Genomic DNA, 11,703 nt, shown 5'->3' on the forward strand with positions numbered 1-11,703 from the left:
CATAGTTTAGGATAAATTTAACCTATATATTTAAGAAATTCGGTTAAATTTTGTGGTACTCCGCAGGCAAAGTTTTTGCACACATAGGCCTTAGGCTCTTTATTAATTTCTATATCTTTTATATGAGGTATTAGTTCATCTGCTTCGCTACTGTTTTTTGCAATTATTATTGCGTTTTTAATATATTTTTTTCTTAAAGTCTCTAAAAACTTGTCTATTTCAATTTTATCTTCTGCTGCAATCACAATATCTATAGGTTCTGAAAGGATTAAATCCTGTACATATAGTGAGAAGCTGTGGGCAGATTTAATTGCCTTTATCTCCCTTGCAAAACTGTTTAGAGTCTCTTTTGCTAAGTTTAGGTATTTTATATCACCTGTTATTCTATAGAGAAGATATAAAACATATGCTGCAACAGAGTTTCCAGATGGAACTGCACCATCGTATATTTCTTTGCTTCTTAGTATTAAATCAGAAGACTTTTCTGCATAAAAGAAGGCTCCCTTTTCTTTGTCCCATAATTTCTCAATCATCTTTTCAACTAAACCTACTGCCTCTTTTAAATATATTGTTTCAAAGGTTGCTAAATAAAGTTCTAAAAGGCCAAAGCTAAAAAAGGCATAATCGTCTATAAGTGGTTCATAGGTATATTCTCCATCTTTATACCTATGCTTTAGCCCTTTCTTTGAAAGGGACAGTATAAAATCTGCTGCTTTTTTTGCCATATCAATGTATTCAGCATTATTAAAAACAAAGCCTGCCTTTGAAAGGGCTGCAATCATAAGCCCATTCCAGTCGGTTAATATCTTTTCATCCCTTAGGGGCCTTATTCTGTTTTCCCTAAATTCAAATATTTTGTTTCTAATTTGATGTAGCCTATCCTTATATTCCTCAAAATGCTTTACTTTATATAGGATATTTTGGCCTGTTTTTTCACCTGTTGCCTCATCTTCAAAATTTCCCTCTTCCTTTATGTTATATACCCTCTTTACAATTTCAAACTCGTCTTCAGATAATATGTTTCTTAATTCATCATATGTAAAGGTATAAAACTTTCCTTCCACTCCTTCACTATCTGCATCCTCTGCAGAATAGAAGGCCCCCTCCCTTGAGGTTAAATCTCTTTTTACATATTCTATTACATTTTTTGCTACATCCTTATATCTTTCCTCTCCAAAGACTCTGTAGGCTTCAGTGTAGGCTAAAATAAGTAATGCTTGGTCGTAGAGCATTTTTTCAAAGTGGGGAAGCTTCCACTCTCTATCGGTTGAATATCTGTGGAACCCATAACCAACGTGGTCATAAATTCCACCCATCATCATTCCATCTAATGTTTTGGTTACCATCTCTTTTATGTCATCATCCTTTTTTTCGGCATATATATTCATTAAAAAAAGTAGGTTGTGGGGGATTGGAAACTTTGGTCTTTTGTTAAACCCTCCATAGAGCCTGTCAAATATGACTTCAAACTCATATACAGCCTCCAATACATCCTCCTTTGTTATTTCTCCTTTTTTATCTTCTTCGTTTAGTTTTGCAAGCTCTCTATAGAGTTTCTCTGATGAGTCTAAGAGTTTTTCCCTGTCATTTTTCCAAAGTTCATCTATCCTCTTTATTAAATCCTTAATTCCTATTCTATTATACATTGTTTCCTTTGGTATATATGTAGCTGAAAAGAAGGGTTTTTTATCTGCCGTCATAATTATAGTTAATGGCCAGCCTCCGTGCCCTGTCATCATTTGACAGTACATCATATATATGCTGTCTATATCTGGCCTTTCTTCTCTATCAACCTTTATGCAGATAAAGGTGTCATTTAGAAGCTTTGCAACCTCTTCATCCTCAAAGCTCTCCTTCTCCATCACGTGGCACCAGTGGCAGGTGCTGTAACCTATGCTTAAAAATATTGGCTTATCTTTTTCTTTTGCCACCCTAAAGGCCTCTTGTCCCCAGGGATACCAATCAACAGGGTTGTGGGCGTGTTGAAGAAGATATGGGGATTTTTCATTTATCAATCTATTCATTTTTAATCACTCCCTCACATTTTTAAACATATTTTTCCCTGTTTTAATAAAATTAAAAATAAGAAAACAAAAGGTGGCAAACACCTTTTGTTTTCTTATTCAAGATATTTCTCTAATTCCTTTATATCCTTCATATCAATTATTTCAATTAAGATTATATCTATTATCTCTAAAGGCAAATTCCTTAATTTTCCTTTATATTCCTCTGGTATTTTACCAAACTTTTTTACAAGTAATTTAAGTATGGTTTCTATCTTCCCTTCCTTTAATCCTTCCTTTAATCCCTCTTCTCTTCCCTTTTTTATACCATCTTCAAAAATCATTCTTCCTATATCTGTCATCTCAAACACCTCCCATATACTCTTTTTAATTTCATCATTACCAAACTTGTTAAGCAGTGCAAATAACATACTAATACACTGAATTTTATTTTCGTTACTTTTAATTTGAGCTGCTGCCTTTATACAGTTTACAGCCCTTTGTGCCTTATCTATTTTACTACTCATCAAAGGGATAAAAGTTAGTTTTAGTATATCTACATCATCAAGATTATCTCCCTGTTCTATTTTTCGTTTTATATTTTCAAATATACTATCACCATCTAAACTACTCATATAAAATGTCTTTATAGAATATTTAATGCTCCCCATATTCAACTCTGACTTTACATCTTTTATATCAGATGAATAAATAACTATTGTTTCTATTTTTCTATTTTCTTTATACACAAAGGATGCATCATAGAACAAAAATCTTCTTAAATCACTTTCTTTATTTGTTGTTTGAAACTCAAAATGAATATAGCTTCCATCATCAGCATAAAAAATGTAATCAGTATAGTTTGTGTTAATCTCAATATTTTTAATTTCTGTGTTTGCTGGAGCTATTATTTTTTTGTCGATCCCAAAAAATTTTACTGCACTTTGGGCAAATAAATTAAGGGCATTTTTCATTACTGCATCTTCAATTTTATTATAATCCATATACACCCCTCTTTTCTATAGTGTATTTTTGTGGAAGTATTACCTTTACAAAACTATTATCTGCAATAAAAGCAAAATTATGCGAACATAAGTTCGTTTTTAGATAAGCAATAAAGGGCGGATGGCAATTTTTATGGGCTTATTTTCAAAATTTTCTTGATTTGTTATTTAAACTATGTTATAGTTAATTTTGAAATGTAAATTTATCCAAAATCAAATTTAAGGAAGGGAGGTTGTACTGATGATTAGAAGAATATTTTTATCAAACAAATTGAATATTTATATACCTTTGGTACAGCCTGACCTTAATGCGTCCAATTGAGCTTTTACCCTTTTGTAAATCCGGTCATAGGTTTTGTACCTATGGCCTTTTTTATTTGTAGTTGGAGGTGATAATATGTTTTTTAAATTTATGAAGGGATATAGGTTAAAATACATCTTTGCAAGTATATCCATCATAATTTCATCCTTTTTGTCGGTAATCATACCCATCATTATTAAAACAAGCATTGATTCTATTATAGGAGATAAAAAAATTGAAGGTCGGATTATACTATCTTTTTTTAACCTTCTTGGAGGAAGGGATTATTTAAGAGAACATCTTTATATTGTTGCCCTACTTATAGTTTTAATCACAGCACTTAATGGACTTTTTATGTATATAAAGGGAAAATGGGCAAATGAGGCTGCAGAGGCTACTGCCAAAAATTTAAGGGACAGCCTCTATAGCCACCTTCAAAGGATTTACTACAACTTTCACGTTGAGGCAAAAACCGGAGACTTAATTCAAAGATGTACATCAGACGTTGAAACAATAAAGAGCTTTTTGGCTGTACAGTTTGTTGAAATAGGAAGAACCGTTTTTATGGTTTTATTTATACTCTCTATTATGTTTTACTACAATGCTGCATATGCCTTAATTTCAATATCACTTATTCCCTTTATATTTGCTGCCTCCTATATATTCTTTAAGAAGGTAAAAAAGCAGTTTCAACTCTGCGATGAGGCAGAAGGCGAAATGTCTGCAGTACTTCAGGAGAATTTAACAGGTGTTAGGGTTGTTAAGGCCTTTAATCGTGAAGAGTTTGAAATTGAAAAGTTTGAAGAAAAAAATAGGACGTATAGGGATCTTCTTTTAAAGCTTATGAGGACCTTTGCCTACTTTTGGTCATCATCTGATGCTATGTGTATGCTTCAAACCTTCTTGGTTGTAGTGTATGGTGTTTATCTTGCATCAAAAGGAGCTATAACACTTGGAACACTTATAATATTTATTAGCTACATAGGTATGCTTCTTTGGCCAATAAGGCAGCTTGGAAGAATATTATCTGATATGGGTAAGAGCTTTGTTGCAATTGCGCGTATAAACGAGATTTTAAAGGAACCTATTGAAGATTTAAGCACTGGATTAACACCAAATATTGAGGGAAATATTGAATTTAAAAATTTATACTTCTCCTACAGGGATGGTAAGGATGTTTTAAAGGACATTACATTTAGTATAAAAAAAGGTGAGACGATTGCAATAATTGGGCCTACGGGTTCTGGTAAGTCCACCTTAGCATATCTATTACTTGGACTTTATGATTATAATAGAGGTTCCATTGAACTTGACGGTGTTGAACTTAAAAATATAAACAAAAACTACCTAAGGCAGAATATTGGACTTGTGTCACAGGACTGCTTTCTCTTTTCAAAAACTTTAAAGGAAAACATAGCAATTTCAACAAAAAATGTAGAGGATGAAAGAATATTTGAGGCAAGCAAAATTGCCGATATACACGATACAATTTTATCCTTCGAAAAGGGATATGAAACACAGATTGGTGAAAAGGGTGTTACATTATCTGGAGGACAAAAACAGAGGGTTGCAATTGCAAGGTGTGTTATAAAGGACTATAGGGTACTAATCTTTGATGATTCCTTAAGTGCAGTTGATACAGAAACTGAACAACATATAAGAAATAGGCTTAAAGAGAGGAGCAAAGATACCACAACAATTATAATAACCCACAGACTTACAACTGCCCACGAATGCGACAGGATAATTGTACTTGATAAGGGGACAATTATTGAAATGGGAAGCCACGACGAACTTATAAAAAAAGGTGGCTTCTACAGGAGGCTGTGGGATATTCAAAGTCAGCTTGATGAGGAATAAGGTGGTGATTTTATGGAGATTAGAGAACAGGAGTTTAAAAAGAATTTTGATTTACATCTGTGGAAAAGACTATTTGATTTTTTAAAGAAGTATAGAAATTCCGTATTCTTTTTAATTTTTGTTATGTTTGGGGTTGGAATCATAGATGCAACCTTTCCAATATTAAATAAATATGCAATCGATAATTTTGTTAAAAACAAATCCCTTGATGGTTTCTACAAATTTATATTAATCTATTTAACACTTATTGCAGTTCAGGTGTTTAATGTGTGGTGGCTTATTGCACTTGCTGGGAAGATTGATATGGGACTCTGCTATGATATCAGGAAAAGTGCCTTCAACAAGCTTCAAAGGCTCTCCTTCTCCTACTACGACAAAACACCCGTTGGCTGGATTATGGCAAGATTAACATCTGATGTTGCAAGAATTGGAGACACTTTGGCTTGGGGCATTGTTGATTTTATTTGGGGTATTGCAATTATGGGTTCCATTGTTGTATATATGTTTATTCTAAATGCAAGGCTTGCTCTTATAACCTTAAGCGTTGTACCCCTTCTTGCAGTTTTGAGCATCTATTTTCAGAAAAAGATTTTGTTTGAATACAGAAAGGTGAGAAGAATAAATTCACAGATAACAGGTGCATTTAATGAAGGCATAATGGGAGCAAAGACCTCAAAAATACTAAATATTGAGGATAAAAATATAGATGAGTTTAAGGGTTTGACAAGGAGTATGTTTTCATCATCCGTTAGAGCTGCTATTTTATCCTCAATCTATATGCCCCTTGTTATGACTCTTGGAAGCATCGGTACTGCCCTTGCTCTAAACTTTGGAGGAAGGAGCGTAATGCTAAATACTATAAGCTTTGGTACCCTTGCTGCATTTATATCATACTCTATTCAGTTTTTCGATCCAGTTAGAGAACTTGCAAGGGTTATGGCAGAATTTATTTCTGCACAAACTGCTGCAGAAAGAGTTATATCTCTAATTGATACAGAGGTTGAAATTAAAGATTTTGGAGAGCTGTCACAAATCAAAAAAATAAATGGAGATATTGAATTTAAAGATGTTTCTTTTTCATATAAGGATGGAGAGGATGTACTTGAGGATTTCAACCTTAAGGTAAAGGCAGGTCAGAGCATTGCACTTGTTGGCGAAACAGGATCTGGAAAAAGTACAATTGTTAATCTTTTGTGTAGATTCTATGAACCAACAAGAGGAAGTATTTATATAGATGGAATGGACTATAAGTCTATACCTCTATCAAAGCTTCATTCAAGCCTTGGATATGTACTTCAAACACCGCATCTTTTTAGTGGTACAATAAAGGAAAACATTCAGTATGGTAATTTAAATGCAAGTTTTGAGGAGATTATTGAGGCGGCAAAGCTTGCCAATGCCCACGAATTTATTATGTCCCTTGAAAAGGCTTATGATACAGAGGTTGGTGAAGGGGGTTCTAAACTATCTGTTGGACAAAGACAACTTATATCAATTGCAAGGGCTATTGTTGCAAACCCAAGCATATTTATATTAGATGAGGCAACCTCCTCTGTAGACACTGAAACAGAACATATGATACAGCAGGCAATTTCAAAGGTTTTAAAGGGAAGAACAAGCTTTATAATTGCCCATAGACTCTCTACAATAAAATCTGCAGATAGGATACTTGTGATAAAGAATGGAAAGATTATTGAAGATGGAAGCCACAGAGAGCTTATGAAAAAGAGGGGATACTATTACAGGCTTTATACAAATCAGTATATATTAGAGCAGGAGAAAAAAATATTTGGGTAAACTAAGGCTCTATGAATTACTTCATAGAGCCTTAGTAACTTATATTTTTATTTACTGTACATCTTTATACGGTCTAAAACTCTTTGTGCATCCTTGCCGGTTAATGGAGTTGGTTGATAGTTATTTCTATATTTTACGGATGATACAGAGCAAGGTATTATTTTATAGGATTTACTATCAACAAGTTTGCCTTCTTTAAATTTGAAGGTTTGTTGGTATATAAATGTATCTTTATCAAAGGGATTTTTGTTTCCTCCAAAACAGAAGTTTCCCAAACTATATATTATTTTTTTACCCTTATACTCCTCTATTCCTTGAATTACGTGTGGATGATGTCCTAACACCAAGTCTGCTCCACAATCTATTGTAAATCTTCCCAAACTCTTTTGTGTTTCATTTGCATAGTAATTTTTCTCTTCTCCCCAGTGGAAATTCACTATAACAACGCTTGCTCCCTTTGATTTTAAATATTTTATATCGTTTTTTATTGTATTTCTTAATGCTTTTGAGTCTATTCTACCACTATATCCTAAAAGTCCAAGCTTAATTCCCTTTACCTCAACTATTGTTCTATTTTCTCTTCCAAAGTATTTTATTCCACTCTTTTCTAAATAGTACATAGTATCTTTATAGCCTTTTACTAAATAATCGTATGTATGATTGTTGGCAAGGTTTACTGCTTCGATGTTGCCTTGTTTTAATATGTTTGCAAACTCTGGCAGTCCCTTAAATTTATAATCTTTTTCTGCCATTTTTGTAGCATTAGTTAAAGTCCCCTCAAGATTTACTATCGTTAAATCGTCCTTTTCAAAAATATGCTTTACATTTTTAAAGAAGTATCCATAGTTTTTATTTTGCTTATAGAATTCCTCCATAAAAGAATATTTATATCCTCTACTTAAATCTGAACCTAATGTGCAATCACCTGCTGCAGATATTGTAATTTCAACTACTTCATTTTGTTCCTGTGAATTGTTATTATTTTGTGCAAAGGCTAAGTTAAAGTTTAAAAAACACAATAATGACAATAAAATTAATGCAAATTTGATTTTTTTGTTTTTCATATTTTCCAACTCCTAACAATCAAAGTATTCAATTAAAATTTTATCTAAAATAAATCAATCGCCATTTTTTATTATTTCTACATCATCTGCTGGATAAAGTTTTAAGCTAATCTCTCCTGCTGCATCCCTACCTACAAACTTTATCCTACCTTTTCCCTTTACAACATCTAAATCTACGCTTCCCTCAAGAGTGCCTTCTAAAATTTTTGTTATGTTATTGTTAGCATCTATGAATACAACTTTAAAATTTCCCCTTTTTATTTTAGAATTAAAATCTATTTTTATTTTCGAATTATTTTGTGCCTCAACATAGTATATAGTCTCCATACCGGTAAAGCTTCCGAATTTTATTGTTGTTTTGTTGTTAACAGTCATCCCACTTCTTAATCCATAGGTATAGCTGTCCCCATCAGATACTATCTTCTTATCGTCATCGTATAGACTCCTTTGATATGCTGTACCTTTACACCCAGCTGTAAATAGAAGAATTAAAATGGATATTAAAAGTATGATATATTTATTTTTTGACCTTTCCATAAATAACCTCCCTATTATAAAATATATAACATTATATATTATAAACTTAATTAGGTAAATATTACATAGTTTTTTATATATTACCTTATTTGCTTTGGTAATTATAGGGAGTTTTTATAAAAATATTCATTTTTTATAAATCATATGCCTTTGGGGTTTTATTGTTACGTCTGTTACCACAATGCCTTCCCTTTGGGATAAAATGAAATCAACAAAAGCTGCTACTTCTTTAGCTTCTATGTAGGTATCCTCTTCTTGTCCCTCTTTAAAATTTGCACTTCTATAGAAGTTTGTCTTTGTCATATCTGGATGAATTGTTATAACCTTTACTCCATATTTTCTAACTTCATCAAATAGGCTATTTGCAAAATGAGTAAGCCCTGCCTTTGTTGCTGCATAAGCACAGCCATAGGTACTCGATTTTTTAGCAGTTATTGAAGATATGTTTATTATATACCCTTTATTTTTCTTCAAATCCCTAAGAAGCTGTTGTGTTAGAATAAGTGGTATTTCTAAATTAGTCTTTACCATTTCATCTATCTTTTTAGGATTTAATTCTTCGTGGGGACCAAAATATCCAACTCCAGCGTTATTTACTAATACAAAAACCTCTTCTTTTTTTCGTATTTCCTTTACTTTTTTACACAAAACATCTATATCCATTAAATTGCAAACTACCTTTATAAAATTTTCATTTTCATAATCTACCTTTGAAAAATCTCTACCAAATCCATATACTTTAAAGCCCTTTTCTATTAAAACTTTGCTTATTTCAAAGCCTATTCCCGAGGATGCTCCTGTTACAATAGCCGCCTTCATCCTATCATCCCTTCATATATATATTTTTTCTTTTTCAACATACCTTGCAATTAAGCCATAAACATATCCTATCATATTCCTTGAAAGTTCCTTGTCATAGCTACAAACTCCCTCTACAGTATCATAGGGGAAATTTAAAACAATTGAATCTGGCCTTTGTTTTCTCATCCTTTTTAGATAATCCTTTGAAACCCTAAATAGACCAATACTTACATCATATATTTTATCTGCATCTATATTACTAAAAACTTCTTCTATCAAATCTCTATACTCATCTCTCCAATTTTTAATATACAAAATTGGGTCAAAACAAAGCCTCACTCTAAAGCCCCTATCTAATGCTTCCTTTATGCTTTTAATTCTTCTTTTTAAATTTGGGGTTCTATGTTCATACTTTTGTATTACGCCCTCTGGAGAAAGTGTCCAAGCTAATATTATATTATCTTGGGGCTGAATGTGCTTTATTAAATTAAAATTTGCACTTTTTGTTCTTATTTCTATTGTTAAATCACTATTTTCCTTTGCAAATTCTATAAATTTCTTTACATAATTTGTAAGTCCTTCTAAGGCCAAAAGGTCTGTATCATAGGATATGCAAAGATATAAAGGATGCATACTTAAAAGTCGGTTTATCTCTTTAAAATAGTCATCTAAATTAACAAAAATAACAATATTTGCGGATGTGTACATACCTTGTAGGTAGCAGTACTCGCAGTCATATATGCAGTTCATCATAATTGATGTATAGTAAAAATGCTTGTTTCCAAAATCCTCGCATACATCTGCACCCTTATATATCAAATTGTTCTGTTTTACCGCAAGAATGAGCTTTGGACTCTTCTTTTGAAGATAAAAATCCTGATTTGCTCTTGAGAATATGTCCTTGTAATGCTCTATCTCTATTACTTTTGATTCCTTAAACCTTTTTAAAATTTCCTTTGTCAATTCATATTCCATCGCCCTTTTTTCAACATAAATATGGGAAAAGGCTCTATTTAATAATCCTTCTTTTAAGCTCTGCAAGATGCATCTTCCCTTCATTTTTTGATTTACATTCTATTTTTAAATATATATCTATAAGTTCTGTTATATCGTTGTCTAATAGTTTGTGATAAATCATAAGCTGCCTAAACTCATTTTCCATTGTAGCAGACATCTTTAGGTTTTCTGATACTTTTTTTATAAGTTCCTCTTCGGCCTGTGTTAGAACTTGCCTACTTTTGATAAAATTGTCTTTTATGTAATTTATCCATTCTATCACTCTATGTATATTTTTTTCTACAACTTTTAATACAAAATCCCTATCTATATTTTCTGTGCTTTGATAGTCAGATACTACTTTTATAAACATTATTTGGTGAGGCTTAAAAAATACCGATGCTGCCTGATATAAAGAAGAGGCCTCCATATCAACTAAAAGTTCATCAGACTCCCCTTCATTAGCAACCTTTGAAAAAGTTTCAATACTACCCTCCTTAAAGGGATGCTTAAAAAGTAGGTCGGAATAATAGGTAAACTTGGTATCGTTATCGGTTATTTTGCTACATAAAAATACTTCTCCCTGCTCAATTTGCTTATCTTTTGTACCACATACGCCAAAGTTTATATAGAGGTCATTTTGGGTAATTTCCTGTCTTGATAAAAGATAAGTTAAGGCAACTGCAGACTTTACTTTACCAACACCCGTTATTATTAATGTAACTTCATCGTTTTTAAAAACCTCAAATTTATTTATGCTGTTATCTCTTTTTAAGCCTAATCTTTTTATTATTTCCTGTGCCTCTATGTACATTGCAGTTGATATGTATATCATCTTTGATACCTCACTTTTTAAATGGCATCCGTATAACTTATAACTTTTTGTATTATATATCCAATTCATATTATAATATAAATTTAAACAAATAGAAATTTATAAAGGTTGTTAATTGTATTTTTAAAAATTTCATATTATTTAAAATAATAATATCGATTGAATAAACGTTAATAAAAAGGTTCTATAATAAATGTTGGGGCGTAGCCCCAGCATATTTTTTTACAAAAAAATATGCACCTGTTTTAGATGCCTGGTAAAATTAAATTAACTACAAAAATATTACCTGAAAGGAGGCATCCTACAAGTGCACACTAATAATTGTATCAAAAATTTACTTGGTTTTAAAGATGTTATTATAACAAAAGTACTTGATAATGTTTGCTATGAAATTTATTTAGAAATGAAAAAGAAGCCTCATACTTGTCCTCGTTGTAATTCTGAAACTCGTAGAGTTCACGACTATAGAATTCAACGTGTTAAACATCTTCCTTTTTTCTTAAAA

Annotated in this window: 10 protein-coding genes; 3 read left to right on the plus strand and 7 right to left on the minus strand. The window is 31.9% G+C overall.

What is annotated here, in order from left to right:
• Window positions 1-17: 17 nt before the first annotated feature.
• Window positions 18-2,024 carry a thioredoxin domain-containing protein gene (locus BUB63_RS08565; RefSeq protein ID WP_073249102.1) on the minus strand — a complete coding sequence of 669 codons (2,007 nt, stop codon included), beginning with the start codon at window positions 2,022-2,024 and terminating at the stop codon, window positions 18-20.
• A 95-nt stretch (window positions 2,025-2,119) separates the two neighbouring features.
• A complete protein-coding gene (locus tag BUB63_RS08570; RefSeq protein WP_027308971.1) occupies window positions 2,120-3,007 on the minus strand; it encodes a DUF4351 domain-containing protein in 888 nt (295 codons plus the stop codon).
• Between the two features lie 397 nt (window positions 3,008-3,404).
• Here BUB63_RS08570 and BUB63_RS08575 point away from each other — a divergent pair, with 397 nt between their 5' ends.
• Both BUB63_RS08575 and BUB63_RS08580 read left to right on the plus strand, forming a co-directional pair.
• Entirely contained in the window at window positions 3,405-5,168 is a 1,764-nt protein-coding gene (locus tag BUB63_RS08575) for an ABC transporter ATP-binding protein (RefSeq protein WP_073249104.1), read from the plus strand.
• Between the two features lie 12 nt (window positions 5,169-5,180).
• Window positions 5,181-6,965: an ABC transporter ATP-binding protein gene (locus BUB63_RS08580; protein WP_073249106.1), complete on the plus strand. Its 1,785-nt coding sequence runs from the start codon at window positions 5,181-5,183 to the stop codon at window positions 6,963-6,965.
• A 47-nt stretch (window positions 6,966-7,012) separates the two neighbouring features.
• Here BUB63_RS08580 and BUB63_RS08585 read toward each other — a convergent pair whose 3' ends face one another.
• From BUB63_RS08585 to BUB63_RS08605, 5 genes are all read right to left on the minus strand, one after another.
• Window positions 7,013-8,029, minus strand: coding sequence for a CapA family protein (locus BUB63_RS08585; RefSeq protein WP_073249108.1), 1,017 nt, complete (start codon window positions 8,027-8,029; stop codon window positions 7,013-7,015).
• A gap of 54 nt (window positions 8,030-8,083) precedes the next feature.
• A complete protein-coding gene (locus BUB63_RS08590) occupies window positions 8,084-8,566 on the minus strand; it encodes a hypothetical protein (RefSeq protein WP_073249110.1) in 483 nt (160 codons plus the stop codon).
• Between the two features lie 126 nt (window positions 8,567-8,692).
• Window positions 8,693-9,385 (minus strand): SDR family oxidoreductase, encoded by a 693-nt coding sequence (locus BUB63_RS08595; RefSeq protein WP_073249112.1) that lies wholly within the window; start codon window positions 9,383-9,385, stop codon window positions 8,693-8,695.
• A 12-nt stretch (window positions 9,386-9,397) separates the two neighbouring features.
• The gene (locus BUB63_RS08600; protein WP_242947361.1) at window positions 9,398-10,408 is read right to left on the minus strand and encodes an SPL family radical SAM protein; all 1,011 of its coding nucleotides are present in this window, start codon (window positions 10,406-10,408) and stop codon (window positions 9,398-9,400) included.
• Window positions 10,377-11,198 (minus strand): 5'-methylthioadenosine/S-adenosylhomocysteine nucleosidase family protein, encoded by an 822-nt coding sequence (locus tag BUB63_RS08605; RefSeq protein ID WP_073249116.1) that lies wholly within the window; start codon window positions 11,196-11,198, stop codon window positions 10,377-10,379. The genes BUB63_RS08600 and BUB63_RS08605 overlap by 32 nt, the downstream gene beginning before the upstream one ends.
• Window positions 11,199-11,505: 307 nt before the next feature.
• On the opposite strand from BUB63_RS08605, the gene BUB63_RS08610 reads away from it, so the two are divergent.
• Window positions 11,506-11,703 (plus strand): transposase family protein (locus BUB63_RS08610; RefSeq protein WP_143290263.1); only part of this gene is annotated, 198 nt, incomplete at its 3' end.

Origin of the sequence: Caloramator proteoclasticus DSM 10124, assembly GCF_900129265.1 — a bacterium.
Lineage (GTDB): Bacteria > Bacillota > Clostridia > Clostridiales > Caloramatoraceae > Thermobrachium > Thermobrachium proteoclasticum.